This window comes from Brevibacterium sp. BRM-1 (assembly GCF_026802075.1).
Taxonomy (GTDB): domain Bacteria; phylum Actinomycetota; class Actinomycetes; order Actinomycetales; family Brevibacteriaceae; genus Brevibacterium; species Brevibacterium rongguiense.
The window spans coordinates 1,264,179-1,289,140 of the sequence record NZ_CP113788.1; the positions used below are offsets into that span (position 1 = coordinate 1,264,179).

A 24,962-nucleotide genomic window follows, 5' to 3' on the forward strand; every position below is an offset into this window, starting at 1 on the left:
AGCAGTGCCTAGTACCGGCCGACCATCGACATCCTCGCCGCCGCCAAGGCGCTCATTGCTTGACCGTCGGAGTGCGGCAGCCCTCCGAGGACTCCTGCCGACCCGTTGAGGCGCGAGGGCAGCTTCGACTACGAAACCTACGCGGACGCGTCGGCAGCCGGCACGAGTTCCGGCACCAGCAGCGGCACGAACCGGACGAACACGACCATGGCGACGAGCTCGACGAGCGTCTGGGTGACCACGACCAGCGGTGCCAGGTCAAACGCCGCGGGCAACGCGAGCACCAGCGGGAGCACGACGAGCGAGTTCCGAGTCGCGCCGCTGAACACGACGGCGCGCCTGCCGGGCACGTCGAGGCCCGCCGCGCGGCTGACCAGCATCCCCACCGGCACCATGACGGCCGCGAAGAGGACGAAGACCGGCACCGCCAGGAGCAGGGAGCCGGACCGGGCGCTCACCCCGGCGACCTGCGAGGCGACCACGACCGCCAGGGTGGCGACCATCAGCGGCACCATCGCGCCCATGACGATCTCTTCGACCCTGCGCCCGATGCGCCATCGGGCGGCGGCGAGCTGCGTGAGCGCGGCGGCGACCAGCGGCAGGGCGATGATCAGGACGAAGGCCTCGACGAAGGGACCGAACTCGACGGAGCCGACGAACTCCGCGTCGATGAAGATCCACAGGTACAGCGGCAGCAGGAGCATCTGGGCGATCATCAGCAGCGGGGCCGCCGCCAGGAGGCGCTCCTCGTCGCCGCCCGCGAGGCCGGAAAAGACGATGACGTAGTCGATACACGGGGTCAGCAGCACGAACAGCACCCCGACGAACAGCGCCTGGTCGCCGGCGACGATCCGCGACAGCGGCCAGACGACCAGCGGCACCAGGACGAAGTTGACGACGAGGACCGTCGTGAGGAAGCGCCAGTCCTTGAATGCCCGGCCGAGCCTGCCGAACGGGATGCTGAGGAACGTGGCGTAGAGCAGAAGCGCCAGCACCGGGTGAATCGCGTGCTCTGCCGGGTGGGCGATCGTGGGCCGGGACAGTCGACGACGGCCCCGAGGGCCAGTCCCGCGACGTAGAGCGCGACCTGGTGCCTAACCATCCATTCCATACTCGCGCGCATGGGTCTCCTTCTCTGTCGGGCTGGGCGCATGCACTGCGCCGTTTTAAACGCTAGACCTTGAACCCGGGTTGAAGGTCAAGCCGGAGCGCCCTATGGTCGGAACATGAAGATCTCCGAGGTCTCCGAGCGCACCGGGGTGCCTGCGAGCACGCTGCGTTACTACGAGCGCCTCGGCATTCTCGCAGCGGACCGGAGCCCGAACGGGTACCGGGACTTCGACGAGGGCCACCTCGAGCGGCTGGACTTCATCACCGCGGCGAAGCGGCTCGGCCTCGAGCTGCCCGAGATTCGCCGGCTCATCGAGCTCGTCGACGACGGGACCTGCACGGGGGTGAAGGCAACGCTGCAGCCGCTGCTGGCCGAGCAGATCGCTGCCGTTGAGCAACAGCTTCGGTCACTGACACGGCTGCAGGACCAGCTGCGGCAGGCGCGGGACCACGTCGACGGCTGCCCCGACAGTGACGAGCCCTGCCGGTCGGAGTGCGCATTCAGGGCCTTCGCCGGAACGGCTGCCCAGCAGGGCTGATCGCACGGGCTGGCCAATCGGTCAGCAAACACTGTATGGTCAGTACATGCTGACCATTGCTTCACGCGTCGACGTCATGAACCGCCTCGGCCGCGCCATGTCCGACCCGACACGCTCACGGATCTTGCTGTCCCTCCTCGATGAGCCTGGGTACCCGGCAAGACTCGCCCGGGAGCTCGAGCTAACGCGCACGAATGTGTCGAACCATCTGTCCTGCCTGCGGGGCTGCGGGATCGTCGTCGCCGAGCCCGAGGGCCGGCAGACCCGCTACGAGATCGCCGACCCGCACATCGCCGCAGCCCTGACCGCGCTCGTGGACGTGACGCTGGCGGTGGACGAGAGCGCACCGTGCTTGGACCCGGAGTGCTCGGTGCCCGGCTGCTGCGACGCCGACGGGGCTGTGCGATGAACGATGAGTGCTGCGGCGTCGACGAGCCGCGCCATCCGAGGGCGGAAAACCGCCGCTCGTCCCTGCAGCCGATCGGCACGGACGCACCCAGGGCATCGGGCGATGCCTGCTGCGGGCCAGAGACCGTCCCGGCTGCGGTACACGACGACGGCGACGCCTGCTGCGGGCCAGACCCGGCGCGGAGCCCATCGGAACCTGGCGCGGAACCGGAGTCCCGCCCGCCGTGGTGGAGGGACCTCGCCCTGCTCCCCTCAGCGGTCGCCGGCCTGTTCCTCGTCGCCGGGTACGCGCTGGACTGGTCCGACCTGGACGTCGCCGCGCTGGTGACCCAGTGGATCGCGCTGCTGGCCGGCGCGTGGACGTTCGTGCCCGGCGCGGTGCGCCGCCTGATCCGTGGACGGCTCGGCGTCGGCCTGCTGATGACGATCGCCGCGGTCGGCGCGGTGCTGCTCGGCCACGTCGCCGAAGCCGCCGCCCTGGCTTTCCTGTTCTCCCTGGCCGAGACCCTGGAGGATCGGGCGATGGACCGCGCCAAGGAGGGACTGCGCGCGCTGCTCTCGCTGGTCCCGCAGACCGCCCGCGTCTCCCGCATGGGCGGAGTCGCGACCGTGCCGGTGGCCGACCTCCGCGAACTCGACCTGCTCGTGATCGGAGCCGGTGAGCATGTCCCGACCGATGGCGTGGTCGCCGAGGGCCGCTCGAGCGTCGACGCCTCCGCCGTGACCGGGGAGTCGATCCCCGTGGAGGTAGGACCGGGCGACCCCGTGCCAGCAGGCGCGGTGAACGGGTCCGGGTCCCTGCTGGTCGAGGCGACCGCAGACGGACGGGACAACTCGCTGACACAGATCGTCGCCCTGGTCGAGCAGGCCCACGCCCGCAAGGGAGAGCGCGCCCGGCTGGCCGACCGGATCGCCCGTCCCCTCGTCCCTGCCGTCCTCGTCGCCGCGGCCCTGGTCGCGCTGCTCGGGCTCGTCGTCGGCGACCCGTGGACCTGGGTCGAACGGGCCCTCGTCGTCCTCGTCGCGGCGTCGCCGTGCGCGATGGCGATCGCCGTGCCGGTCACCGTCATCAGCGCGATCGGGTCCGCCTCAAGGTTCGGCGTCGTCATCAAGTCCGGGGCCGCCTTCGAGCAGTTCGGCACCATCCGCACGGTCGCCTTCGACAAGACCGGCACCCTCACCCAGGGCCAGCCGCAGGTGACCGAGACCCGCACCGCGCCGGGCGGCAGCCAACAGGACGTCCTCGCGTGGGCGGCGGCCCTCGAGGCGACCAGCACCCATCCCCTGGCGGCGGCGATCACAGCGGCCGCGCCGGACTCCCCGGCGGCGAGCGAGGTGGCCGAGGACGCCGGGCACGGCATCGCCGGCCGGGTCACCGGCCGTTTCGTCAGGGTCGGCAGTCCACGCTGGATCGCCCCGGCCGGCCTGCGGACCGACGCCGACGAGCTGGCCGAAATGGGCATGACGGTCGTCGTGGTGGAAGCCGACGGTGAGGTCGCCGGCCTGATCGGCGTGCGCGACGAACTCCGCCCCGAGGCCACCGAGACCGTGCGCATGCTCCACGACCAGGGAATCGGCACGGTCATGCTCACCGGCGACGACGCCCGCACCGCCCGCGCCCTGGCCGCCCAGGCCTGCATCGACGACGTCCGCGCCGAACTGCTGCCAGCCGACAAGGCGGAGGCGATCACAGGTCTGGCCGCAGCGCGGCCGACGGCGATGGTCGGCGACGGCATCAACGACTCCCCCGCGCTGGCCACCGCGACCGTGGGCATCGCGATGGGAGCCACCGGTTCCGCGGCCGCGGTGGAATCCGCCGACATCGCCTTCACCGGCCACGATCTGCGCCTGATCCCCGCCGCGTTCGCGCATGCTCGCAGAGGCCGGCGCATCATGACGGCCAACATCGTCCTCGCGCTGGCGATCATCGTCGTCCTGTTCCCGCTCGCCCTCTTCGGGGTGCTCGGCCTGGCCGGAGTCGTCCTCGTCCACGAGGTTGCCGAGGTCGTCGTCATCCTCAATGGCGTACGCGCCGCGCGCAGGCCCATCGCGGCGAGCCGAGGGCTGCCTGCAGCCTCGGACCTCCAGCCGGCGCACGGGACGAAGGCGAACCGATGACCATCGAGGCCCAGCGCTTCGGGAGACGCCCGAACCGGGAGCCGCTCGAGGAGACCCGACGCCGACGGAAAGGACCACGACCATGAAGATCACGCTCCAGTACTTCGACGGCTGCCCGAACTGGGAGATCCTCGACTCCAAGATTGCCGAAGCCCTCGACGGGCGATCTGGCGCGGAGGTCGTCCACCAACGGGTCGAGACACCCGAGGACGCCTCGCGCCTCGGCTTCCACGGCTCCCCGACCGTACTGATCGACGGCGTCGACCCGTTCGCCGAAGACAGTGCGCCGGTCGGCCTCGCGTGCCGCATGTATCGGACTCCCGACGGGCGGGCCGGGTCGCCGACCGTCGCGCAGTTGCGCACGGCCATCCGTGGGGCCTCGCGGGACGTTCGCGAGAGCGCCCTGCAGGGTCTGCCGAACGCGGTGCTCATCGCCTGCACGCTCACGCCGGACGCCGGCAAGGAGCAGGTCGAGAAATGGCGGGCCTTCGACGACGGATATCTCCTCGACGTCGAACGCGGCGACGCCCGGATCATCGTCCACTACGCGAAAGCCGACGACTCCGTCCAGCGTCTTCACGACCTCGTGGCGGTCAAGAGCGCCTGCTGTTCGTTCGTCGACTGGTCGATCGACGAGAGCCACGCCGACCTGCGCCTCGTCGTCACCGGCAGCGCGGAGCAGCTCGCGGCCCTCGACGTCGGGTAAGCGTGCACTTCCGCCCAGTCGCCTCACTCCCCCGGGGCGCGGCAGGTCAGTCCGACTCTGCCCCTGGGCCGGGCTTTTCACGTCGATGCAGGACGATCCAGCGGCCGAGCAGGCCGACGGCGAACATGGCCAGTCCAGCGATGATCGACTGCCAGGGCAGGGTCGCGATCAGGACCAGGCAGCCGAGGACGCCGATGACGTTGAGCCAGCGTGGCCAGCGGCGGTCGGACGGCGGCTGGGTGAATGCGGCGGTGTTGGCGATGCCGTAGTAGATGAGCACGCCGAAGGAGGAGAATCCGATCACGCCGCGCAGGTCGGTGGTCAGCACCAGGACGGACACGACGACGGCGAGGGCGATCTCGGCGTGGTGGGGCACCTTGTGACGGGGGTGGACCGCCGACAGCCAGAACGGCAGATCGCGATGCCGGGCCATGGCCAGGCTGGTGCGGCCGATGCCGGCGATCAGCGCCAGCAGCGCCCCGAGGCTGGCGACCGCGCCGCCGATCCGGACCACCGGGCCCAGCCCGCCGACCCCGGCTGCTTGCACGGCTGTGGTCAGGGGTGCTGTCGCGGCGGCGATCTTGTCCGGCCCGGCGGCGAGCAGGACGCTCACGCCGACGACCAGGTAGATGATCACCACGATGATCAGGGCGATGGGGATGGCGCGCGGGATGGTGCGCTGCGGGTCGCGGACCTCCTCGCCCATGGTCGCGATCCGGGCGTAGCCGGCGAAGGCGAAGAACAACAGCCCGGCCGACTGTAGGATCCCGTACGGCCCGCCGACGGTCAACGCCGGCCAGCCGCCCAGGTTCGTCGGCGAGGGTTGGCCGACGGCGAAGATGCCGACCACCAGCACCGCCAGCGCGACCAGGGTGATGGCGACCAGGATCCGGGTCAGGCCGGCGGTCTTGCTCACCCCGCGGTAGTTCAACGCGGCCAGTCCGACGATGCCGGCCACCGCCACCAACCGCTGGGCCCACCAGGGGCCGGGCACGGCGTAGGTGGCAAAGGTCAGCGCCATCGCCGCGCAGGAGGCGGTCTTGCCGACCACGAAGCCCCAGCCAGCGGTGAACCCGAACCAGTGACCGATGCGCTCTCGGCCATAGATGTAGGTGCCTCCCGAGGTCGGGTAGACCGCGGCGAGCTGGGCCGAGGCGGTGGCGTTGCAGTAGGCGATCACCGCCGCGATTCCCAAGCCGATCAGCAGGCCGGTGCCGGCCGCCTGGGCCGCCGGCCCGAAGGCGGCGAAGATGCCGGCACCGATCATCGACCCGAGCCCGATGATCACCGCGTCGCCGGTGCCCAGGCGTCGATCCAACCGCGGAGTCGGTTCACTCATCAGGTGTCATCCCATCGGGAGCGTCGGGGGTTTCGGTGTGGAGGATTTCGCGTGCGAGTTCGGTCAGGGCCTGGCGTTCGTCGGCCAATACGGCCCGGCCGGCGTCGGTGATCTGGTACAGCCGCCGGTTGCGCCCCTCCACCGTGGTCTGCCGCGAGGTCAGCAGCCCCTGGTCTTCCAAGCGATGCAGGGTCGGGTACAGGGTGCCGGGGCTGATCTGATATCCGTGATGGCCGAGCTCCTCGGCCATCCATGCGCCGTGGATCTCGCCCTCGGCGGCGTGATGCAGGATGTGCATCCGCACCGCGCCCCGGATGAACTCACTCATCGGCGGCACCGAGATCGAGGGTGAAGTCCAGGCTCGAGGGCTCGTCGGTGCCGGTCAGCGCCGACGCGCCGATGTGGACCCACACTCGATAGCTGCCTTCGGGGTCGAGGGCGACGTTGTTGCCGTAGTGCAGACCGGCCGTGCCCTTGCGGGGCCGGGCCACCGGCACCAGCCCCAGCCCCGTGAACTCCGGTCTATCGTCATCGTCGCCGTCGAGGCGGATGACGTCGACGGCGACGTCGAGGTACGGCACCGGATACCCGGTGTCGACGTCGTAGATGTGTGCGTCGAGGTTGAACAGATCCGCCGGTGGATCTGCCGGGCCGGGCTCGGCCGCGATGTTCTCCACCACTTCGTCCGCCCGGCCGGCGAACTCGGCACCGCCGCCCGCATTGGCCGGCTGCTGCCAGTCCTCGGCGTCGAACATCCGGGCGATCGGCCCGACGGCCACATCCACCCGCAACCGGCCGAAGGTTCGCGTCTCCGGCGATCCCCATACATGCATCGCAGTCCCCTTCCCTGATCTATCGGATGCCGATATCGTAGACCGATATTGAAGGCCCAGTCAACGAGAGGAAGCCAGTCATGTCTGATCCGACACAGTTGGCCGAGCACGACCCCCGCCGCCACACCAGCCAGGTCCGCGAGCGGCTGTCAGAGGTGACCGCACACCTGTGTCAGAACGTCACCAAGATCGACGACTCTTGGGCCCAGGCGCTGTTCGAGACCACCGCCGAAGCCCTGGCCGGCCTGGAGAAGGCATATATCGACTTCGAATTCCGCGACGAACCCGCCTGGCGATCCTGATTCCTGAATCGGCCGGGACCGGCGCTTCCCTAGGCCGACGCCGCCCGGCAGGGAACTCGATCCAGCGGCGATGTCCTGCGGTGGCAGGTAGCTGCTCACCTCTGGAGGTCCGAAGTTGCCCACTGCATCGAAGCCTGTCAACATAGAAGCATGTCGAATCAAGCGGCGTTCGCCGCACCTCCCGTGACCCGACGGCTCTCAACCCTCGACAGGTGGCTGCCGGCCTGGATCGGACTCGCCATGGTCGCAGGCCTCCTGCTCGGCCGCCTGGTGCCCGGCGTCTCCGACGTGCTCGCCCGGCTCGAGATCGCCGGCATCTCAGTGCCGATCGCACTCGGCCTGCTGGTGATGATGTACCCGGTCCTGGCCAAGGTCCGCTACGACAAGGTCGCCGCGGTCACCGGCGACAAGAAGCTCCTCATCTCCTCTCTAGTGCTCAATTGGCTCGCCGGGCCGGCGATCATGTTCGCCCTGGCCTGGCTGCTCCTGCCCGACCTTCCCGAATACCGCACCGGGCTCATCATCGTCGGTCTGGCCCGGTGCATCGCCATGGTCGTGATCTGGAACGACCTGGCCTGCGGCGACCGCGAGGCGACCGCGGTGCTGGTGGCGATCAACTCGGTCTTCCAAGTCGTCATGTTCTCCGTCCTCGGCTGGTTCTACCTCAGCGTCCTGCCGAGCTGGCTCGGCCTGGACACACAAGGGCTCGAGGTGTCGATGGGCCAGATCGCCCTCAACGTCCTCGTCTTCCTCGGATTACCCCTGATCGCGGGATTCGCCTCGCGCTGGATCGGCGAGAAGCGCAAGGGCCGGGACTGGTACGAGGAGAAGTTCGTCCCGAAGATCGGGCCGTGGGCGCTCTACGGGCTGCTGTTCACCATCGTGCTGCTGTTCGCCCTCCAGGGTGAGCAGATCACGAGCCGGCCGCTGGACGTCGTCCGGATCGCCCTGCCGCTGTTGGTGTACTTCGCCGTCATGTGGTTCGCGGGCCTGCTGTTGGGCAAGGGCATCGGCCTCGGCTATGCACGGTCGACCACACTTGCATTTACCGCGGCGGGCAACAACTTCGAGCTCGCCATCGCCGTCGCGATCGGCACCTTCGGTGCGGCCTCTGGCCAGGCCCTGGCCGGCGTCGTCGGACCGCTCATCGAAGTGCCCGTCCTCGTCGGCCTCGTCTACGTCTCCCTCTGGGCCGCCAAGGCGTGGTTCCGCACCGATCCCTATAACCAGGAGGTACGAACGTCATGACCGACATCGCGCTGACGCCAGCCGCCCCCGATGAAGACTGCCCACCCCAGGTGCCGCCGATCTCAACAGCCCTCGGCCAGGAGGTTGCCGCGACTCTCGCGGGCACACTCAAGGCCCTCGCCGACCCATTGCGTCTGCGGATGCTCTCGGCAATCGCTGCCGATCCTCGCGGAGAGTCGTGCGTGTGCGATCTCGCCGACCTCGCCGAGGTCTCACAGCCGACCGTCTCCCACCACCTCAAGGTCCTCCGGACAGTGGGGCTGCTCAACTCCGAGCGCCGTGGGACTTGGGTCTGGTACAGCATCGCGCCAGGGAAGAGTGCCGCCGTCGCCGCCTTGCTCGAGGGGTTCGCGCCCGCGGCCGTTGCCCCCAGCGTGGAACCGGAGACGACGGCCGACGCGGAGCTGGAGAGCATGGACGAGCACATCAGGCGTCTGGCCGCCGACCTCGCGGACGCGACGTCACAGCTGCCGCGGGAGACCGTCACCAGCATCGTCCGGGAATCGTACACGGCGCTGGCCCGGTCGGCGAAGATCACACGCTACCTGGTGCCCCTGACCGAGCGCTTCGCCCGGCAGCGACTGGCCGACCTCACCCGCAACCGAGCAACCGCACCGCCTCAGGTGCTGTTTGTCTGCGTCGCCAACGCAGGTCGTTCCCAGCTGGCCGCGGCGCTGACCCGCAGCCTGTCCGAGGGCAGGGTCATCGCCCGGTCCGCCGGCTCGACCCCGGCGACGGGCATCCACCCGCACGTGCGCGACCTCGTCGCCGACATCGACCGCGAGGCCGCCGACGAGGCGTTCCCCAAGCCGCTCACCGACGACGCCATTCGCGCTGCCGATGTCGTGGTGACCATGGGCTGCGGCGACGCCTGCCCCATCGTCCCCGGAGTCCGGTACGAAGACTGGGCTGTCGGCGACCCGGCACTGGCATCGCCGGAGGGACTCGCCGCTATACGCGACGACATCGCTGCACGCGTCAGCCGGCTCCTCGCCACCTTCACCACCGAATGAACGAGAGAAGCACAGACATGAGCGATCAAACACCCTCCGTCCTGTTCGTCTGCGTCCACAACGCCGGCCGCTCCCAGATGGCCGCCGGTTGGCTGCGCCACCTCGCCGCGGACCGCATCGAGGTCCGCTCGGCAGGGTCAATGCCCGCCGAGCAGATCAACCCGGTCGCTGTAGAGGCCATGGCTGAAGAGGGGATCGATATCATCGCCGAGGAGCCCAAGGTCCTCACCACCGAGGCCGTGCAGGACTCCGACGTCGTCATCACGATGGGCTGCGGTGACGCCTGCCCGTTCTTCCCCGGCAAGCGCTACGAGGATTGGAAGCTCGACGATCCCGCTGGCCAGGGCATCGAGGCGGTGCGCCCGATCCGCGACGAAATCAGGTCCCGGATCGAGACGCTCACTTCAGAGCTGCTCGGCCAGGACCCGGCGCTGGCGTGAGTGACGTCGTCGTCATCGGAGGAGGCCAGGCCGGACTCGCCGCAGGATACTTCCTCCGCCGCGCCGGCCTGGACTTCGTCATCCTCGACGAACAGGAACGACCGGGCGGGGCCTGGCAGCACGGCTGGCAATCGCTCAGGATGTTCTCCCCAGCCCAGTACAGTCCTCTACCCGGATGGCCGATGCCTGCCCAGACCGGCGAGGTGTTCCCCACCGCGAGCCACGTCGTAGACTACCTCGAACGATACGAGGAGCGCTACGAGTTGCCTGTGCGCCGTTCGGTCGGCGTCACAAGCGTCCACCGGGAGCACGAGCGTTGGACCGTGGACACGGACGCGGGCTCTCTGAAGGCCGCTGCGGTGATCAGTGCCACCGGCACGTGGCAGAGCCCCTACCTGCCGTACGTCCCCGGTCAGGACACGTTCTCCGGCAGGCAGCTGCACACCGTCGACTACGACTCGCCCGACATGTTCGCCGGCCAACGGGTCGTGGTCGTCGGAGGAGGGAACTCCGCCGCACAGATCCTCGCCGAGGTCTCCACGGTCGCCGAAACGCTGTGGGTCACGCGGCACCCACCGCGATTCATGCCAGACGATGTCGACGGCAGAGTGCTCTTCGACGTCGCTACCGCCCGCGAGGCAGCCCGTCGCTCTGGCCGGGACCACGACGGTGTGTCCGGACTTGGAGACATCGTCATGGTGCCTCCCGTGCAGGCCGCTCGAGATCGCGGCGTCCTGGACCGTTCGCCCATGTTCGACCGCCTCAGCCCGACGGGAGTCTCCTGGAACGACGGCCGCGAGCACGAGTGCGATGCGATCATCTGGAGCACCGGCTTCCGCCCTCACCTAGGCCACCTGAGCGGGCTCGGACTGACGCGCGAGCACGGCCATCCCGCCACCGACAGTACTCGGAGCAGTGACCACCGCGGGCTGCATTTGCTCGGCTATGGCGACTGGACCGGATTCGCCTCCGCCACCATCATCGGCGCGGCTCGCACCGCCAAGCCCGCCGTCGCCGAGATCGGCGCTCGGATGGCTAGGGCTTAACGCTGATGTCGGACGTATCGATGGCGCAGATGATATTGACGTCTATCGATGCGTCGCGTAGATTCTATATAGATCATCATCGAATCAAGGAGTGGCAGATGGACTGCTGGGAACACGAAACGGCCGGCCAGGGTCCTGTCCCCGCCGTCGCATTCTGCCGGCACTGCGGCGCGGCGCTGTGCCGGGATCATGCGACAGTCTGTACGGACGAACGCGTTCGCCAGAACGGCATGGGATCGCCCACGCGCCTGCTGCCTGACGGCCGGAAGATCTGCTGCTCGACCTGCCGCGAAGCTTTCGTCGAGTCCGTCCCCGTGCACCGAGCGGAGCAACGCCTGCGCGATCTGGCAACCACCGGGCCAGAGTCCGCAACCGCGTCGTGCTGACGCGGCTGGCGCGCCTCTGTTGATGAGTGGTGGGCATAAACGCCATCCACTGGTCCCTCGACAATGACGAGCCGCTGGCATGCGGGGACTGCTCGGCCGCGATGACATCGCGGCCCGTGCCCGCGAGCTCCTGGTGGCTCTTAACATCGACTGAACAAAGGTAGACATCGTGATCGAGAAGAAGCCGTCCATCCTATTCGTCTGCGTCAAGAACGCAGGCAAGTCGCAGATGGCCGCCGCACTCATGCGCCAGGTCGCCGGCAACTCCGTCCGGGTGCACTCGGCGGGCACCTCCCCCGGGACGGGGCTCAATGCCCTGTCCGCTGCCTCTGTCGCCGAGGTCGGGGCGAGCATGGCCGACGAGCACCCGAAGCCGATCGATCCCACTATGTTGCAGACTGCGGACCGCGTCGTCGTAATCGGCGACGAGGCTGTCGTCGAGCCCGTGCCGGGGATGGCCGGGACTATCGAGAAATGGACGATCGACGAGCCCTCGGCGCGAGGGATCGAGGGCGAGGAACGAATGCGCCTGGTCCGCGACGAGCTCGCCGAGAAGGTGCGCCAACTTGTCGGCGAACTCGCTGCAGGGCCCGTGGCCTGAGCTGGGTCAGGCCGCTCGCGAGGACGCGACGCCCGCCGAACGCGGGGTCCCCGTGGACGAGCTGGCGACCATGAGCACGGTCCCCACCGCGGCAACCGCGGCCAGGACCGCAAACCCGGTTGCGTAGCTACCGGTGACCTCGGCAAGGACCGCACCGGCCCCGGGAGCCAAGGCGGTGGCCAGCAGGACCGGGAGGCCGAGGACGCCGGAGAGGCGGCCGTATCCGCGCGCGCCCCACCGGTCGGTGACCGCGGTCGCCTGAAGCAGCGTCGCGATGCCGCGCCCGACCCCGGCGGTCATCGACGCCGCGACCAGCAGACCGACCGGCCCGGGGACCACAGCGAGCACCGCGGTGCTGACGGTGACGAGGCCGAACACGGTCGCGGTGCGCACGGTCAGCGAGGCATGCCGGGCAAGAGCGGTGTAGACGAGCCGACCGGCGACCTGACCGAGTCCGCCGAGGCCGAGCACCCAGGCGGCGGCCTGAGGACTCAGGCCGCGCTCGAGCATAAGAGGCACCAGAGCCAGCAACGCAGCGTACATGGCCAAGGCGACCAAAGTCAGTCCAGCGGCAAGCCACCGGAACCGTGAGTCCCGGACGACGCCGGCAGCGTAGGCCTTCTCGGCCTCTGGCTCCTCCGCGTCGGCATGCACCGGGTGGGGCCAGGGGCGTCGCAGCACGAGCGAGTGGATCGGGACGGTGAGGGCCGCCAGCACGACCGCCGCCCAGAAGTACGTGCCTCGCCATCCCAGCTGTTCATACGCAACTGCGGTCAACGGCGCGAAGACCGTGCTCGCCAGTCCGGCCACCAGCGTCAGCGTGGTCAGCGCGCCGAGCCGGCCGGCAGCGAACCAGCCGGTGATCGCGGCGAAGGCCGGCGGATAGAGGACTCCGGCCATGGCGACTCCGGCCAGCGCCCAGCCGACGATGAACACCAGCAGGTTCGTCGACGCGGCGATCACCACCAGCGACACGACGCCGAGACCCGAGCCAGCGGTCATGACGAGACGGGGTCCGTGCCGATCGATGAAGCGCCCGACCGGCACCCCGGCCAACGCCGACACGGCCAGGGCCACAGAGAACGCCGAGGTGACGGCCACCGGCGACCAGCCGGTATCCACGCTGATCCGCGGAGCCAGGACCGGGAAAGCGTAGTAGAGCAAGCCCCACGAGACGATCTCGGTCACGCACAGCGCAGCCAGCACCATTGCCCGCCCAGGCTGCACAGCAGCCTCAGCCAACGACGACGCCTCGCAGTTGCCTGGCCAGGGCATCGACGACGTAACCCGCGTCGCGGTGGACTCCACGCAGGGTGTTCGACGAGAACGAGCGCTGGAACTCCAGGCCCAGGAAGGCTAGGCCGGGCCGCACGGTCGAGACGCCGCGATCGTGCCTCGGCGCGCCGGACTCGTCGAGGACGCCGAGGGATCGCAGGTACGGCAGGTGCGGCCGATAGCCGGTCGCGAAGACCACCGAGTCCACGCGCTCCCGCGAGCCGCCAGGCCACACGACGCCGTCCGGGACGTACTCCGCGAACATCGGTCGCTCGTCTGGATGCGCTGCCTCGAGCGCCGCCCTGTACTTTCCGGCGTCGATGACCGGTGTGCCTGTGATAATCCTGTTCAGGACCGACGGCGGCAGGAGGTCGGCGCGGGTGAGTCGCAACCACCAGTGCAGGTCACGCCCGGCGATGACCTGCGGCGCGTACCGGACCCGGTCCCGCACCGCCAGCGAGGCCTGGGCGTGGTCGGCGAGCTCGTGGGCGATCTGGACGGCGGAGTTGCCCGCCCCGACGACCACGACCCGCTGACCGGCGAACTCCTCGGGCGACCGGTAGTCGGCCACGTGCAGGACCCGGCCCTGGAATGCCTCCCTGCCTGGGATCGTCGGCACGTAGGGGCTGGCAAACGAACCCGAGGCAGCGATGAGCGCGTCCCCAACCAGGCGGCTCCCGTCGGCCAGATCCACGGCAAAGCCCGGGCCGTCGGCGGCGACCTCGGTGACGCGGGCACCAGTGCGGACCTCGACGCCCAGCCACTCTGCGTAGCTGCGCAAGTAGTCGGCGACCTCGTCGCGTCCCGGGTACCCGTCGGGGTCGCCGGGGAACGGGTGACCCGGGAAGGCGCTGTACCGGCGCGGAGAGAACAGCCGCAGGCTGTCGTAGTAGCGCGGCCACGACCCGACTGGCTCGTCACCGGCCTCGAGCACCACCGGCTCCCAGCCTCGGTCGCGCCCGGCACGGGCCGCGGCGAGGCCGGACTGCCCGCCGCCCACGATCAGCAGGCGACCGCGGCTCATCCGTCGGTCCTCGTGCCGATCTGGACCAGCTGGGGCGCGGGTGTGCAGCACCCGCCCGACGTCGCCTGCTCCGGGGCGTCGAACAGGCCGGACCCGCCGCACACGCCGGTGTCGGGCAGCTCCAGCTCGACACGGTCAGCCGCCTCGTGATCCCCGGCGAGCTCGGCGACGACGCTGCGGACCTGCTCGTATCCGGTCATCGCCAGGAACGTCGGCGCGCGGCCGTAGGACTTCGCGCCGACGATGTAGAAGCCCGGCTCCGGGTGGGCGAGGTCAGCGGCTCCCGTGGCGCGCACTGAGCCGCAGGAGTGAAGGTTCGGGTCGACTTCAGTGGCGACCTTCGTCGGAGCCTGCAGGCGGACGTCGAGGTCGAGGCGGACCTCGGAGAGGAACGACAGGTCCGGTCGGAAGCCCGTCGCGACGACCACTCGGTCCGCGGGCTCGAGCCGCCGCCCGTCTTCGCCCACCAAGACTGCCCGACCATCCTCGACGAGGACCCGCTCGACGCGGAACCCGGTGACGAGGTCGACGTAGCCGTCCTCGACGGCCTTCTTCGCCCGCTGGCCCAGGTCACCGCGCTCGGGCAACTCGTCAGCCGACCCGCCACCGAAGGCGTTGCCGACGGTACCGCGGCGCAGCGCCCAGGTCACCCGGGTGCCTGGCTCGCGGCGGACCACTGCCGCGAGGTCGCCGATTGCTGTCGCGGCCGAGTGGCCGCTGCCGACCACGACGACGTGCTTGCCAGCCAGTTCGGCGGCCTCGTCGCGGCTCGGCGTGCGGTGATCAAGCAGGCCGGCTTCGACGGCGGCGTGTTCGCCGAGGGCGGGCAGTCCCTCCGCGCCCGCCGGGCTCGGGGCCCGCCAGGTCCCGGAGGCGTCGACGACGGCCTGGGCTTCGAGCCTCTCTTCTTCGCCGTCAGCGCGGCGGACGTGGACGACGAACGGCTGCTCCGCGCGGCCGGCGTCGACGGAAAGGTCGCGGCCCTTACGGCCCACGCCGACGACGCGGTAGCCGTACCGGACACGGTCGCTCAGAGTCTCGGCCAGCGGCGTCAGGTACTCCTCGACCCACTGGGCCCCGGTCGGGTAGCCGGTCTCGGGCGCGCTCCAACCGGTCGGCTCGAGCAGCCGGCGCGACGCTGGGTCAATGAGTTCAGACCATGGCGAGAACAGGCGGACGTGGCCCCACTCGGCCACGGCCGACGCTGGACCGTCGCCCGACTCCAGAACCAGGGACTCCAGGCCTCGCTCGAGCAGATGAGCGGCGGCGGCCAGGCCCTGCGGACCGGCTCCGATGATGACGACGGGATTCACTTCAACCTCCATGTATTGATGTTCTTCGATGGGTCGAGCTTGCCTCACGTATCGACAGATGTCAATGCGTGAGGCAGAATGGAGGCATGAGCACTCCCCCAGCCATCGAATCCGCGGCCGACGTCGCGCCCTGCTGCGTCCTCGGCGAGACGATCGACGACACGGTCGCCCAGGATCTCGCCAGGGTGTTCAAGGCCCTCGGCGACCCCACCCGGGTCAAGCTCATGTCCCTCATTGCCGGAAGCAGCGCGGGCGAGATGTGCGTCTGCGATCTCACCGAGCCCGTCGGGCTATCACAGCCGACCGTCTCCCACCACATGAAGCTGCTCGTCGAGGCCGGCCTCGTCGAGCGCGAGCAGCGCGGCCGCTGGGCCTACTACCGGCCCACCATCGACACTCTCGCCGCCGCAGCCAAGGCGCTCATCACCTGATGGAAGGCGTGTCGACCAGGCCCATGACGCCGACCGACTGGCCCGCCGTCGAGGCCATCTACCAAGCAGGCATCGCGTCCGGGCACGCCACCTTCGAGACCGAACCGCCGCCTGACTGGTACACGTTCGCGTCGAGCAAGCGCCCGGACCTCATGCTCGTCGCCGTCGGCGGTGACGACTGCGTCCTCGGCTGGGCCGCAGCCGGCCCCGTCTCGACCCGCGCCGTCTACCGAGGTGTCGTCGAGCACTCGGTGTACGTCGATCCCGACGCGGCCGGATGTGGCGTCGGTTCACGGCTCCTCGCCGACTTCCTCGGCGTCGCCGACCGATCAGGCGTCTGGACGCTCCAGTCCTCGGTCTTCCCCGAGAACGCAACCAGCCTCAGGCTCCACCAGAGAGCTGGCTTCAGGGTTGTCGGACGGCGCGAGCTCATCGGGCTGATGCCGTGCGGACCTCTTGCCGGTCAGTGGCGGGACACCGTGCTCATCGAGAGACGTGTCCCCAAGTCTGGCTGAGTTCTTCCCTGACAAGGCAAAGAAATCGCATCGCAACGCCTGAACCAAGGCGACAGCCTGCGGAAACCACGTCGCAGCGACCGCGTCGACCAGGACCAGCCTGTGCTACCTTGAGAGCACTACATCCCCCACGCCTCTCCACGATGCGCACTTGGGGGATTTTCTCTGCCCATGTTTGCAAGTTCAGACCTGTCGGTGCTGAGCCTTATCGAGCTCCGCCAGCACCCGGCTTGGATTCTTGATGAGGTCGAACAGGCTGCTTACCCGGCGCGCCCACCGCGCTGGGTCGTCACCCTCAGCAAACGCGGCAGCCGAGGCGAATTGGTCATGGAGGTTGACCGGTAATCGGTCAGCCAGCTCCGTACCGAGCTCGCCAGCGAGGCCGGCTCGAGGAGACGAAGGCCGCAAGAATCTGCCCAGCTTCCCGGTCGCTGGGACCGGTTTGTCCGATGCACCCTCAAGGGCTGTGACGGCGTCAATCACCCAGTCGGCCTTCCAGGAATCCGAGAGCGGCACGGCGACCCGCTGGACCCCGGCGATCGCATCTCGTCCCAGCGCCAGGGAGAGCCCTCCGGGGTCCTCGTGGTAGTTGAGGTACCGGGTGACGTCGACTCCTGGAGGACAGACCTCGGCGAGGACGACGTCGCCGAGCCAGTTGCTGGGATCGACGATCCAGCCCTCCCGCTCGGTGACAGATGGCTTCAGGTGCACTCGGTAGAGGTAGAACTGGCTGCCGTGGTCAGCCTGGTCGCGCATTCGCCGCAGCATGTTGTGGACCGCGGCCTCGTACGTGCCGACATGGAGCGCCTTCGCCTGCTGCCTCGCGGCCCACGCGGCGACCCTCTCGTCGCCGCCCATCATCCTTCGGATCCCAGGCGTCAGGTCCGCCGCCGGGTCGAACTCGCTTGTCGGCCAGTCCGGCTGCGTGCTCGTGTGGTACCAGGAGAACTGAGCGACTTGGTCGTCGTTCAGGGCCGGGTCGCCAGCATCGACCGTCACGCGTGGTGCGTCCTCGTGCTCGCACGTCAAGCCGCAACCGGGGTACTTCTCTCCGCTCTGCTCCCAGCGGTCGATCCAGTCCAGGTCGACGACGAAACAATGGCCGCAGCCGGTACACAGCATGCGCCGATCGCGCCAGAAGTTGATGAATCGTTCCATGGCTCCATTGTCTCGGCAAATCTCGTGGAGCCGTGGGACCCAGGACGGCACGAATCTCTCGTAGCTATGGAAAGTGTGCGAGGATCTCGTCCGGCCAGTCGTAGTCGTGCCGGGCACAACCGCCGAAGCTAGCGTTTCCGTTGGCAGCGCGGGCAAAAATGGCTCGAGCGGTTCCTGAACTTCTCCCGTACGATTGGAGTACCGCAACGCTTGCACGGGTGACCTTCCCGCCCATAGACATTCAACGCATAACGTCCCGACTCGCCGTTCACGTGGACGTAGAGCGCATCGAAGCTCGTGCCGCCGGCGTCCAGGGCCGCGGCCATGACCGACCGCGCCGCCTCGAGGACCGCGCGCAGGCGGGCCGGGCGCAGTCGCGCGGCGAGCGCCGCGGGGTGGACGCCGGCTGCGTGGAGCGCCTCGTCGGCGTAGATGTTGCCGATCCCGCTCACCACGCCCTGGTCGAGCAGCACCGCCTTGACGGGGCTGCGCCGCAGGCCCATGACGCGCGCGGTCGCCGCGACATCGAAGCCCTCCTCGAACGGGTCCGGGGCGATCTCCGCCGCCGAGGCGCCCACCGGCCGCCGCTCGGCCGAGCCCCAGTGCGCGCGCCCGTACACGAGCGGCTCGATGCCCACGTGTCCGAAGATCCGCTGGTCGACGAAGCGCAGTTCGACCCGCTCCTCGGCGGCGGGGCCCTGCCCGGGCGGCTCCGGAGGGGCGAGCTCGAAGACCGCGCGGGTGTGGCGGTGCAGCGGCTCATCGGGAGTGTGGATGCGCAGCTGGCCGCTCATGCCCAGGTGCAGCGCGAGCGCGCGCTGCCCATCGGACAGCGGCACCCACAGGAACTTGCCGCGGCGCTCGGGCGCCAGCAGGCCGGCGCCATCGACCTCGGCGGCGAGCACCCGGCCGGCGCCGGCGGGGATGTCGCGCTGGGAGGTGGTGCCCAGGATCCGCTCGTCGAGCACGCGCACGCCTTCCACGCGCGCGCCCGTCACCCAGCGCGCCAGGCCGCGGCGGACGGATTCGACCTCGGGCAGCTCGGGCACGGCTCAGGGGCGCCGGTAGTCCGGGAACTGCGCCCGGATGGCGCCCACGGCGGCCTCGGCGGCCTGCGCCTCGGCGCCCTTCTTCGATGACCCGGCACCGGAGCCCCACTCCCGCTCCCCCAGCAGGGCGACGGCGGTGAAGACGCGCGCGTGGTCGGGGCCAGCGGCGGTGAGCTCGTAGGTGACGGTCCCCAGGGCAAGGTCCGCGGCGGCCTCCTGGAGCGTGGTCTTGTAGTCCATCCCGGCGCCCAGCGTCACGGCCTGGACGAGCATGTCGTCGATGAGGCGGTGGACGAGCGCGAACGCGGCCTCGCGGCCGCAGGAGACGTAGGCGGAGCCGATGAGCGCCTCGACGGTGTCCGCGAGGATCGAGTCCTTGTCCCGGCCCCCGGTGGACTCCTCGCCCTTGCCCAGCAGCAGGAACTGCCCGATCCCGGTGCGCCGGGCGATCTGCGCGAGCGCCTTCGTGTTGACCACGGCGGCGCGCATCTTGGCCAGGCGACCCTCGGGCAGCTGCGGGTTGTCGTAGAACAGCGACTCGGTGCTCACCAGCTGGAGCACGGAGTCCCCCAGGAACTCGAGGCGCTCGTTGGTGGGGATGCCGCCCTGCTCGAACGCGTAGGAGCGGTGTGTGAGCGCAAGACGAAGCGTCTCGGGGTCGATGTCGACCCCGAGACGCTCGGTGAGTTCACGCAGGCTCTGCGCTGACACGTGAGGCTTGCTCAGGCGTCGGCGACCTTGCGGCCCTTGTACTCGAGGAACAGCGGGGTGCCCGCGGAATCCTCGACGACCTTGGCCTGGTGCGGGCGCGAGTACACGACGCGGCCGTTCTCGACGGTCTTGACCAGGGTCGGAGCCTGGGCCTTCCACTGCGAACGGCGGTGGCGGGTGTTGCTGCGCGACAGCTTGCGCTTGGGAACAGCCACGACTAGCTCTCCTTCTCTTCTTCCAACAGACTTCTCAGTGCGGACCAGCGCGGATCGGAATCCTCCTCAGGTTCGAGGTCCTCGCCCACGGTGTAGTTGAACTCCCCGTGATCCGGCTGCGCGAGCGGCCGGAACGGCAGAGCCATGACCACCGCGTCCCGTATGGCGGGATCGAGGTCCAGTGTGCCGTGCTCGACGGCATACGAGTCCTCGTCCTCCGGCTCCCGTTCGTACACGTAGAGCTCGTTGATCGCCACGTCGAGCGGCAGTTCGAGGTGCTCCAGGGTACGTGCGTCTTCGCCCTCCGCGGTTGCCCGCACGCTGCCGGAGACGTAGATGCCCTCGACGACGCTTTCGAGCTGGAGGCTCAGATGCAGGGGCGAGCCAGCAGGCACCCCGATCATTTCGATCCGCAGGTCCTCCGGGGCGGGCACCGACTCGTCGAGCTTCGTCCACTCACCCGGCTTGTCCAGCAGGTTCATGGCGCGGAGGTCGAGGATCAGGGGATTGCTTCCCTTCACCCGTCTCACCTCTTCTCGACATCGGCCAGCCGGTCACTGCCCCGAATTGACACGCAAACAACCACCTTAGCCGCTCCCGGGCCCGGGCGCCAACCGCGCACCCGGGCCCGAGGTGTGACGGTGGGCGCGCTCACGCGCGCGGCTCGCCGCTCTCGCCCGCGGGGCCTCCCTCGCCCGCGGGGCCTCCCTCGCCCGCGGGGCCATCGCCGACCGCGCCGCGCGCGCTGGCCCACGTCGCCGCGCTCGAGGCGAGCAGCAGGCCACCGGACATCGCGAAGATCGAGCCGGTGGCGAACACCGCGCTCATCGCCGATGCCAGCGAGGGCAGCACGACCTGGCTCAGCCGGTTGCCGGCCAGCCGGATCGACATGACCGCCCCGCGGTTGGCGGCATCGGCCAGGTGGCTCACCCAGCCCATCGTGAGCGGCTGGGTGAGCCCGAACGCGAAGCCGCTGATGACCATGAGCACCGCGAGCACGGGCACCGTCACCCACACCGGGAAGAGCAGCAGGCAGATGCCGGCCGCCGCCGAGGACAGCCACAGCAGCGTCGTCAGCCGCACCCGGGCCATGAGCGCGCCCATCGCGGTGCGCGCCACGATCGTGGCCAGCGTGCGCACCGTGAGCAGCAGCGTCACCGCCTGCACACCCACCCCGTGGGCCTGCCCGAGCACGGGCAGGTAGGCGCTCATGAGGTCGATGGCCGCCAGCGTCGCCATCGAGGCGAGGATCGCGGGCTTCATGCCCCGGATGCGCAGCAGGGCCAGCGGGGAGCGGGCGGCGGCGCGCGCCTCGGCGCGGGCGATGCGCGGGCCGGCCGGGCGGGCCATGACGCCGAGCATCGCGGGGATGGCGAGCGCGGCGAGGCCCGCCATCACCCACATGCCGCGCACCGCGTCCGGGTGGCCGCCCGTGCCCGCGGCGAAGCCCGCGATCGGCATGCCGACCGTCTGTCCGATCGACACGCCCAGGGTCAGCGTGCCGAAGCGGGCCGTGACGTCCGCGGGCTCGAAGCTCAGCGGGATGAGCGCCTGCCCGGCCACCGTCATGAGCAGCTGGCCCAGGCCCACGGCCATCGCGGCGCCCATGAGCACGGGCAGGGCGCCCGCGAGCGCCGCGGCGACGATGCCGCCCACCGACAGCAGGGTGCCCGCCCACATGATGGGGATCGCATAGCCGCGGTCCACCCGCCGGCCCACGGGAACGGCCAGCAGCAGCGGGGCCAGCGAGTACACGGCGGTGAGCAGCCCCACCGCGACGCTGCCGCCGCCCATGTCGAGCGTGCGGTAGCTCATGAGGACCTTCGACGCGTTGTAGACCCCGTGCAGCGCGATCGTGTGCGCGACGAGGGCTGCGAACCACGCCGGCCTCATCGGGCGTCCATCGCCTCCAGCACGGCCGCGGGGACGAGCCCGGAGATGTCGCCGCCCAGCGCGTGGACCTCGCGGATGAGCGAGGAGGACACGTGCTCGAAGCGCGGATCGCCCGGCACGAAGAGGGTCTCGAGGTCTGTCAGGTGGCGGTTCATGAGCGCCATGGGCAGCTCGTAGGCGAAGTCGGTGCCCGAGCGCAGCCCCTTGAGCACGGCGCTCGCGCCGATGTCGCGGCAGTAGTCGACGAGCAGGCCGCCGGCCACGTCGTCGATCGCGATGTTGTCGGCCCCCGCGGTGCACTCGTCCTCCGCGAGCCCCGCCCGGATGAGTGCGATGCGCTGGTCGACCGGGAAGTGGCCGGTCTTGGCGGGATTGTGGACGACGGCCACGACGACCTCATCGAACAGCGCGGCGGCGCGGGCGACGATGTCGATGTGGCCCACCGTGACGGGATCGTACGAACCGGGGCAGACGACCTTCATGCGCCCATCGTAACCGTGCCCGCCGCCCGCCTAGCGCGCACGCTCGAACAGGTAGACGGCCGTCTCCCCGTAGGACTTCGTGTCGTAGAGCGCGAGCCCGGCGGCCGCGGCATCGGGCTCCGGCGAGCGCGCCGAGCGCTCGAGGACGAGGAGCGAGGCGTCGTCGGCCAGCAGCGCGGCGGCGGCGGTGAGCACCGCGGAGACCTGCGCCTCCGGCAGGGGGTACGGCGGGTCGGCGAGCACGAGGTCGAACGCCCGCCCCTCCTGGGCGAGCGCGGCCAGCGCGGGCAGCGCGGCCTGGACGCGCACCTCGGCGGCGGCCCCCTCCCCCAGCGCCGCCGCATTGGCCGCGATGACGCGGGCGGGGCCCGCGGCGCGCTCGACGAAGACGGCGCGCGCGGCCCCGCGGCTGAGCGCCTCGAGGCCCAGCGCGCCGGAGCCGGCGAAGACGTCGAGGACCTGCGCGCCGGCGAGCATGCCGAGCGATTCGAGCGAGCCGAAGAGCGATTCGCGCACCCGGTCCGAGGTGGGCCGCGTGCCGTCGCCCGGCGGGGTGCGCAGCGGGCGGGAGGCGTGGCGGCCTGCGACGATGCGCACTAGGCCCGCCTTCTCCGGGCGCGGGCGCTCACGACGTCTCCATCCAGTCGGAGTCGTCGCGCACGAGCAGCCGGTCGATGTAGGCCCGCAGCGCGCGATGGCCGTCCAGCTCCGGATCCTCGTCGACGAGGCGGTGCGCGGCGGTGCGGGCGGCGAGCACAATCGGCTCGTCGCGGATGACGGAGAGGTAGCGCAGCGAGGTCCGCGCGCCCCACTGCGAGCGGCCGAGCACATCGCCCTCGCGGCGCTGCTCGACGTCGTAGTCGGCGAGCGCGAAGCCGTCGAGCGTGCCGGCCACCGTGCGCAACCGCTCGGCGGACTCGTGGGCCTCGGGCCGGTTCGTGGCGAAGAAGCACACGGCGTCGTCGCCGGCGCGCCCCACGCGCCCGCGCAGCTGGTGGAGCTGGGCGATGCCGAAGCGGTCGGCGTCCATGATGACCATCGTGCGGGCATTGGGCACGTCGACGCCCACCTCGATGACGGTCGTCGCGACGAGCACGTCGAACTCGCCGTGGGCGAAGCGGGACATGATGACGTCCTTCTCCCCCTGCTCGAGCCGGCCGTGGAGGACCTCGATGCGGGCCCCGCGCAGCGCGGGCAGGGCGGCGATGCGCTCGGCGAGGTCGGCCACGCCCACCGCCTCCGGCACGGGCTCGCCCGTCTCCGGGTCGGTGAGCGCCTCCTGCGTCTCGATGCGCGAGGCGACGACGAAGGCCTGCTGGCCGGCGGCGACCCGCTCGCCGACGACCTCCCACATCCGCGCGGCCCAGTGGGGGTGGTCGGCAAGCGAGACGACGTGGCTGGCGATGGCGCGCGGGCCGCCGGGCAGCTCGCGCAGCACGGAGACGTCGAGGTCGCCGAACACGGTCATCGCCACGGTGCGCGGGATGGGGGTGGCGGTCATGACGAGGGTGTGGGGCACGGCCCCGCTGCCCTTGGCCCGCAGCTGCTCGCGCTGGCGCACCCCGAAGCGGTGCTGCTCGTCGACGACGACGAGGCCCAGGTCGTGGAAGATCGTCGAGTCGCTCAGCAGGGCGTGGGTGCCCACGACGATGTCGATCTCGCCCGCGACGAGGTCGAGGGCGATCTTCCGGCGCTCCTTGGCCGGCGTGGAGCCGGTGAGCAGCGCCAGCCGCACCCCGCTGGGGTTGGCGAACAGGGAGCCGTCCTCCGCGAGCGGGCCCAGCATGGCCGACAGCGACCGGAAGTGCTGGCCGGCGAGCACCTCGGTGGGGGCCAGGAGCGCTGCCTGCTTGCCGGAGTCGACGGCCTGGAGCATGGCGCGCAGGGCCACGAGCGTCTTGCCCGAGCCCACATCGCCGTGCAGCAGGCGGTTCATGGGCGAGGTGGAGGCGAGGTCCTTCGAGATCTCCGTGCCCGCCCGCCGCTGCGAGGCGGTGAGCTCGAACGGCAGCGACTCGTCGAACGCGCGCAGCTGGCCGCCGGCCTCGCCAGGCAGGGCCACCGCCGGCTCGAGCTCCGTGCGCACGCGGCGGGTGCGCAGCTCCGCCTGGAGGGCGAACGCCTCCTCGAACTTGAACCGCTCGAGGGCCTGCTCGGGCTCCCGCTCGCCCATGGGCCGGTGGACGTACTCGAGCGCCTGGCGGTAGTCCGGCAGGCCGTGGGCCAGGCGCACATCGGCCGGCAGCGGATCGGCGAGGGCCTCCGGGGGCGCGGAGTCGAGCAGCACGCGGATGAGGCGCTGGATGCGCTGGGTGGAGATCTGGGCGGAGGCCGGGTAGATGGGGATGGGGTGGGAGATCTCCTCGAGGTCCGGCGCCTCGCCCGCGGCCTGGTTGAGCAGCACGGGGTTGCTCAGCTGGAGCTGGCCGCGGTACAGGCTGGCCTTGCCCGTGAGCGCCACCCACTGCTCCGGCAGGAGCTTGGCCTCCAGCCACGGCTGGTTGAAGAACGTCGCGGTGATCGTGCCCATCCCGTCGCTGAGCGTGACGGTCGTGAGCTTGCCGCGGCGGTTGCGCATGTGCCGCGAGCTCACGCCCACCACCCAGGCCAGCACAACGGCCGTGGACTCCGGCTCGAGGTCGCGGATGGGGGTGGGCTGGCCGGGGTAGATGTAGCGGCGCGGGAAGTAGCGCAGCGCGTCCTCGAGCGAGTACAGCCCGAGCTTCTCCAACGCCGTGACATCGCGCTTGGCGGTGATGAGGTCCGCCAGCTGGGGCGGCCGAGGCGCGGGCCCGGTCTCGCTCATG

28 protein-coding genes are annotated in these 24,962 nt (G+C 70.4%); 12 read left to right on the top strand and 16 right to left on the bottom strand.

Annotated elements, in window-relative coordinates:
- Window positions 1–137: 137 nt before the first annotated feature.
- The gene (locus tag BRM1_RS05575) at window positions 138–995 is read right to left on the bottom strand and encodes an arsenic resistance protein (RefSeq protein WP_308495846.1); all 858 of its coding nucleotides are present in this window, start codon (window positions 993–995) and stop codon (window positions 138–140) included.
- A gap of 231 nt (window positions 996–1,226) precedes the next feature.
- Between BRM1_RS05575 and BRM1_RS05580 the strand changes: the two genes are divergently transcribed.
- From BRM1_RS05580 to BRM1_RS13965, 4 genes are all read left to right on the top strand, one after another.
- Window positions 1,227–1,649, top strand: coding sequence for a MerR family transcriptional regulator (locus tag BRM1_RS05580; RefSeq protein ID WP_030014548.1), 423 nt, complete (start codon window positions 1,227–1,229; stop codon window positions 1,647–1,649).
- Window positions 1,650–1,695: 46 nt separating this feature from the next.
- Window positions 1,696–2,058 carry a Cd(II)/Pb(II)-sensing metalloregulatory transcriptional regulator CmtR gene (cmtR, locus tag BRM1_RS05585; RefSeq protein ID WP_030014549.1) on the top strand — a complete coding sequence of 121 codons (363 nt, stop codon included), beginning with the start codon at window positions 1,696–1,698 and terminating at the stop codon, window positions 2,056–2,058.
- Window positions 2,055–4,175 carry a heavy metal translocating P-type ATPase gene (locus tag BRM1_RS05590; protein WP_082142010.1) on the top strand — a complete coding sequence of 707 codons (2,121 nt, stop codon included), beginning with the start codon at window positions 2,055–2,057 and terminating at the stop codon, window positions 4,173–4,175. Before cmtR ends, BRM1_RS05590 begins: the two co-directional genes overlap by 4 nt.
- Window positions 4,176–4,257: 82 nt before the next feature.
- Entirely contained in the window at window positions 4,258–4,881 is a 624-nt protein-coding gene (locus tag BRM1_RS13965; protein WP_223841873.1) for a hypothetical protein, read from the top strand.
- 46 nt (window positions 4,882–4,927) lie between these two features.
- Here the strand turns inward: BRM1_RS13965 and BRM1_RS05600 are convergent, their stop codons facing one another.
- The 3 genes from BRM1_RS05600 to BRM1_RS05610 are packed head-to-tail and all read right to left on the bottom strand — an operon-like array spanning window position 4,928 to window position 7,053.
- Entirely contained in the window at window positions 4,928–6,220 is a 1,293-nt protein-coding gene (locus BRM1_RS05600) for an APC family permease (RefSeq protein ID WP_268529130.1), read from the bottom strand.
- The gene (locus BRM1_RS05605) at window positions 6,213–6,548 is read right to left on the bottom strand and encodes a PadR family transcriptional regulator (RefSeq protein ID WP_030014553.1); all 336 of its coding nucleotides are present in this window, start codon (window positions 6,546–6,548) and stop codon (window positions 6,213–6,215) included. Before BRM1_RS05605 ends, BRM1_RS05600 begins: the two co-directional genes overlap by 8 nt.
- The gene (locus BRM1_RS05610) at window positions 6,541–7,053 is read right to left on the bottom strand and encodes an iron transporter (protein ID WP_268529132.1); all 513 of its coding nucleotides are present in this window, start codon (window positions 7,051–7,053) and stop codon (window positions 6,541–6,543) included. Before BRM1_RS05610 ends, BRM1_RS05605 begins: the two co-directional genes overlap by 8 nt.
- A gap of 80 nt (window positions 7,054–7,133) precedes the next feature.
- Between BRM1_RS05610 and BRM1_RS05615 the strand changes: the two genes are divergently transcribed.
- From BRM1_RS05615 to BRM1_RS05640, 6 genes are all read left to right on the top strand, one after another.
- Window positions 7,134–7,355: a hypothetical protein gene (locus tag BRM1_RS05615; protein WP_030014555.1), complete on the top strand. Its 222-nt coding sequence runs from the start codon at window positions 7,134–7,136 to the stop codon at window positions 7,353–7,355.
- Window positions 7,356–7,505: 150 nt separating this feature from the next.
- A complete protein-coding gene (arsB, locus tag BRM1_RS05620; RefSeq protein WP_030014556.1) occupies window positions 7,506–8,603 on the top strand; it encodes an ACR3 family arsenite efflux transporter in 1,098 nt (365 codons plus the stop codon).
- Entirely contained in the window at window positions 8,600–9,616 is a 1,017-nt protein-coding gene (locus BRM1_RS05625) for a metalloregulator ArsR/SmtB family transcription factor (RefSeq protein ID WP_102613466.1), read from the top strand. Before arsB ends, BRM1_RS05625 begins: the two co-directional genes overlap by 4 nt.
- A 17-nt stretch (window positions 9,617–9,633) precedes the next feature.
- Entirely contained in the window at window positions 9,634–10,056 is a 423-nt protein-coding gene (locus BRM1_RS05630; RefSeq protein ID WP_030014560.1) for an arsenate reductase ArsC, read from the top strand.
- On the top strand, window positions 10,053–11,102 hold the full coding sequence (locus tag BRM1_RS05635) for an ArsO family NAD(P)H-dependent flavin-containing monooxygenase (protein WP_268529137.1): 1,050 nt from the start codon (window positions 10,053–10,055) through the stop codon (window positions 11,100–11,102). The genes BRM1_RS05630 and BRM1_RS05635 overlap by 4 nt, the downstream gene beginning before the upstream one ends.
- Window positions 11,103–11,657: 555 nt before the next feature.
- Entirely contained in the window at window positions 11,658–12,089 is a 432-nt protein-coding gene (locus BRM1_RS05640) for an arsenate-mycothiol transferase ArsC (protein WP_035810208.1), read from the top strand.
- A 6-nt stretch (window positions 12,090–12,095) separates the two neighbouring features.
- On the opposite strand, the gene BRM1_RS05645 is transcribed toward BRM1_RS05640, so the two are convergent.
- From BRM1_RS05645 to BRM1_RS05655, 3 genes are read right to left on the bottom strand one after another with little or no spacing between them, the layout of a single operon-like run.
- A complete protein-coding gene (locus BRM1_RS05645) occupies window positions 12,096–13,277 on the bottom strand; it encodes an MFS transporter (protein WP_202410718.1) in 1,182 nt (393 codons plus the stop codon).
- Between the two features lie 46 nt (window positions 13,278–13,323).
- Window positions 13,324–14,388: a flavin-containing monooxygenase gene (locus BRM1_RS05650; RefSeq protein WP_030014564.1), complete on the bottom strand. Its 1,065-nt coding sequence runs from the start codon at window positions 14,386–14,388 to the stop codon at window positions 13,324–13,326.
- A complete protein-coding gene (locus BRM1_RS05655) occupies window positions 14,385–15,713 on the bottom strand; it encodes an FAD-dependent oxidoreductase (RefSeq protein WP_030014565.1) in 1,329 nt (442 codons plus the stop codon). Before BRM1_RS05655 ends, BRM1_RS05650 begins: the two co-directional genes overlap by 4 nt.
- Window positions 15,714–15,787: 74 nt before the next feature.
- On the opposite strand from BRM1_RS05655, the gene BRM1_RS05660 reads away from it, so the two are divergent.
- Together BRM1_RS05660 and BRM1_RS05665 are read left to right on the top strand one after the other, a co-directional pair.
- Window positions 15,788–16,132, top strand: coding sequence for an ArsR/SmtB family transcription factor (locus BRM1_RS05660; RefSeq protein WP_030014567.1), 345 nt, complete (start codon window positions 15,788–15,790; stop codon window positions 16,130–16,132).
- Between the two features lie 23 nt (window positions 16,133–16,155).
- The gene (locus BRM1_RS05665; RefSeq protein ID WP_223841871.1) at window positions 16,156–16,647 is read left to right on the top strand and encodes a GNAT family N-acetyltransferase; all 492 of its coding nucleotides are present in this window, start codon (window positions 16,156–16,158) and stop codon (window positions 16,645–16,647) included.
- Between the two features lie 183 nt (window positions 16,648–16,830).
- On the opposite strand, the gene BRM1_RS05670 is transcribed toward BRM1_RS05665, so the two are convergent.
- The 9 genes from BRM1_RS05670 to BRM1_RS05710 all read right to left on the bottom strand — a co-directional run bounded on the left by BRM1_RS05670 (window position 16,831) and on the right by BRM1_RS05710 (window position 24,961).
- Window positions 16,831–17,805 (bottom strand): hypothetical protein, encoded by a 975-nt coding sequence (locus tag BRM1_RS05670; RefSeq protein WP_268529154.1) that lies wholly within the window; start codon window positions 17,803–17,805, stop codon window positions 16,831–16,833.
- Between the two features lie 128 nt (window positions 17,806–17,933).
- Window positions 17,934–18,854: a bifunctional DNA-formamidopyrimidine glycosylase/DNA-(apurinic or apyrimidinic site) lyase gene (gene mutM, locus BRM1_RS05675; protein ID WP_268529158.1), complete on the bottom strand. Its 921-nt coding sequence runs from the start codon at window positions 18,852–18,854 to the stop codon at window positions 17,934–17,936.
- 3 nt (window positions 18,855–18,857) lie between these two features.
- Complete coding sequence (rnc, locus tag BRM1_RS05680; protein ID WP_268529160.1) at window positions 18,858–19,565, bottom strand: ribonuclease III; 708 nt, start codon at window positions 19,563–19,565, stop codon at window positions 18,858–18,860.
- An 11-nt stretch (window positions 19,566–19,576) separates the two neighbouring features.
- Window positions 19,577–19,780: a 50S ribosomal protein L32 gene (rpmF, locus tag BRM1_RS05685; protein WP_268529163.1), complete on the bottom strand. Its 204-nt coding sequence runs from the start codon at window positions 19,778–19,780 to the stop codon at window positions 19,577–19,579.
- Between the two features lie 2 nt (window positions 19,781–19,782).
- A complete protein-coding gene (locus tag BRM1_RS05690) occupies window positions 19,783–20,301 on the bottom strand; it encodes a YceD family protein (RefSeq protein ID WP_268529166.1) in 519 nt (172 codons plus the stop codon).
- A 130-nt stretch (window positions 20,302–20,431) separates the two neighbouring features.
- Window positions 20,432–21,673 carry an MFS transporter gene (locus BRM1_RS05695; RefSeq protein ID WP_268529168.1) on the bottom strand — a complete coding sequence of 414 codons (1,242 nt, stop codon included), beginning with the start codon at window positions 21,671–21,673 and terminating at the stop codon, window positions 20,432–20,434.
- Complete coding sequence (coaD, locus tag BRM1_RS05700; protein WP_268529172.1) at window positions 21,670–22,155, bottom strand: pantetheine-phosphate adenylyltransferase; 486 nt, start codon at window positions 22,153–22,155, stop codon at window positions 21,670–21,672. The genes BRM1_RS05695 and coaD overlap by 4 nt, the downstream gene beginning before the upstream one ends.
- A 30-nt stretch (window positions 22,156–22,185) precedes the next feature.
- A complete protein-coding gene (gene rsmD / locus BRM1_RS05705) occupies window positions 22,186–22,752 on the bottom strand; it encodes a 16S rRNA (guanine(966)-N(2))-methyltransferase RsmD (protein WP_268529177.1) in 567 nt (188 codons plus the stop codon).
- 28 nt (window positions 22,753–22,780) lie between these two features.
- Entirely contained in the window at window positions 22,781–24,961 is a 2,181-nt protein-coding gene (locus tag BRM1_RS05710) for an ATP-dependent DNA helicase RecG (RefSeq protein ID WP_268529180.1), read from the bottom strand.
- Window position 24,962: the final 1 nt, after the last annotated feature.

Coding starts and splice junctions, on each gene's coding strand:
- BRM1_RS05590 (WP_082142010.1), top strand. CDS start 2,055: ATGAACGATGAGTGCTGCGGCGTCGACGAGCCGCGCCATCCGAGGGCG.
- BRM1_RS05600 (WP_268529130.1), bottom strand. CDS start 6,220: ATGAGTGAACCGACTCCGCGGTTGGATCGACGCCTGGGCACCGGCGAC.
- BRM1_RS05580 (WP_030014548.1), top strand. CDS start 1,227: ATGAAGATCTCCGAGGTCTCCGAGCGCACCGGGGTGCCTGCGAGCACG.
- BRM1_RS13965 (WP_223841873.1), top strand. CDS start 4,258: ATGAAGATCACGCTCCAGTACTTCGACGGCTGCCCGAACTGGGAGATC.
- arsB (WP_030014556.1), top strand. CDS start 7,506: ATGTCGAATCAAGCGGCGTTCGCCGCACCTCCCGTGACCCGACGGCTC.
- coaD (WP_268529172.1), bottom strand. CDS start 22,155: ATGAAGGTCGTCTGCCCCGGTTCGTACGATCCCGTCACGGTGGGCCAC.
- BRM1_RS05615 (WP_030014555.1), top strand. CDS start 7,134: ATGTCTGATCCGACACAGTTGGCCGAGCACGACCCCCGCCGCCACACC.
- BRM1_RS05670 (WP_268529154.1), bottom strand. CDS start 17,805: ATGGAACGATTCATCAACTTCTGGCGCGATCGGCGCATGCTGTGTACC.
- BRM1_RS05665 (WP_223841871.1), top strand. CDS start 16,156: ATGACGCCGACCGACTGGCCCGCCGTCGAGGCCATCTACCAAGCAGGC.
- BRM1_RS05650 (WP_030014564.1), bottom strand. CDS start 14,388: ATGAGCCGCGGTCGCCTGCTGATCGTGGGCGGCGGGCAGTCCGGCCTC.
- BRM1_RS05655 (WP_030014565.1), bottom strand. CDS start 15,713: ATGGAGGTTGAAGTGAATCCCGTCGTCATCATCGGAGCCGGTCCGCAG.
- BRM1_RS05625 (WP_102613466.1), top strand. CDS start 8,600: ATGACCGACATCGCGCTGACGCCAGCCGCCCCCGATGAAGACTGCCCA.
- cmtR (WP_030014549.1), top strand. CDS start 1,696: ATGCTGACCATTGCTTCACGCGTCGACGTCATGAACCGCCTCGGCCGC.
- BRM1_RS05605 (WP_030014553.1), bottom strand. CDS start 6,548: ATGAGTGAGTTCATCCGGGGCGCGGTGCGGATGCACATCCTGCATCAC.
- BRM1_RS05695 (WP_268529168.1), bottom strand. CDS start 21,673: ATGAGGCCGGCGTGGTTCGCAGCCCTCGTCGCGCACACGATCGCGCTG.
- BRM1_RS05660 (WP_030014567.1), top strand. CDS start 15,788: ATGAGCACTCCCCCAGCCATCGAATCCGCGGCCGACGTCGCGCCCTGC.
- BRM1_RS05610 (WP_268529132.1), bottom strand. CDS start 7,053: ATGCATGTATGGGGATCGCCGGAGACGCGAACCTTCGGCCGGTTGCGG.
- BRM1_RS05710 (WP_268529180.1), bottom strand. CDS start 24,961: ATGAGCGAGACCGGGCCCGCGCCTCGGCCGCCCCAGCTGGCGGACCTC.
- BRM1_RS05630 (WP_030014560.1), top strand. CDS start 9,634: ATGAGCGATCAAACACCCTCCGTCCTGTTCGTCTGCGTCCACAACGCC.